This window comes from Vibrio sp. 704, assembly GCF_033339295.1.
This window is the reverse complement of record NZ_JAWOUH010000120.1, coordinates 1-1,073: the sequence shown is the minus strand read 5'-3', so window position 1 is coordinate 1,073 and position 1,073 is coordinate 1. Positions and strand designations below refer to the sequence as shown.

The window sequence follows — 1,073 nt, the reverse complement described above, 5'->3', positions numbered from 1 at the left end:
GGCGTTGGCTGCATCACCCGATGAGTTGTATTGATTCGCTAAACAACCGTCTGGATGCGATTGGTGAAATTAAAGATCAAGGCTTATTTACCGATCTTCAGCCAACTTTAAAACAGATTGGCGATATTGAACGTATCTTAGCGCGTCTTGCTCTACGTTCTGCTCGTCCACGTGATATGGCTCGCCTACGCCATGCCATGCAGCAACTTCCTGAACTAGAATCGCTCACTGCATCCTTAACTCATCCATACCTAGTGAAGTTGGCTCAGTTTGCTGCGCCAATAGGTGAGGTATGTGAGCTTCTTGAACGTGCTATCAAAGAAAACCCGCCGGTAGTGATCCGCGATGGTGGTGTGATTGCAGAAGGCTATAACGAAGAATTGGATGAGTGGCGCAAGCTCGCTGATGGTGCAACCGAGTATCTAGAAAAGCTCGAAGCGGACGAACGCGAGCGTCATGGCATCGATACGCTGAAAGTTGGCTACAACGCCGTACATGGGTTCTTCATTCAGGTAAGCCGTGGCCAAAGCCATTTGGTACCGCCACATTACGTGCGTCGCCAAACTCTGAAAAATGCCGAGCGCTACATTATTCCTGAGCTTAAAGAGCATGAAGACAAAGTTCTGAACTCAAAATCAAAAGCACTCGCACTAGAGAAAAAACTGTGGGAAGAGCTGTTCGATTTGCTGATGCCTCATCTTGAACAAATGCAAAACCTAGCTTCTGCCGTTTCACAGATGGACGTGTTACAAAACCTAGCAGAACGCGCAGACTCATTGGATTATTGCCGCCCAACTCTAGTTAAAGACGCAGGTATTCACATTCAAGCAGGTCGCCACCCGGTAGTAGAGCAAGTCACCTCGGACCCGTTCATTGCTAACCCAATAGAATTAAGCCCAAGCCGTAAAATGCTCATCATCACGGGTCCAAACATGGGGGGTAAATCAACCTACATGCGCCAAACTGCGCTAATTGCGTTGATGGCTCACATCGGCTCTTATGTACCTGCAGAATCAGCACAAATTGGCTCATTGGATCGCATCTTTACTCGTATCGGTGCTTCAGATGACTTG

General features: G+C 47.9%; 1 protein-coding gene. It reads left to right on the top strand.

Translation table 11 applies throughout. The annotated features are described in order from the left end of the window. Nucleotides 1-1,073 (top strand): MutS-related protein (locus R7R24_RS24865; RefSeq protein WP_411978829.1); only part of this gene is annotated, 1,073 nt, incomplete at both ends.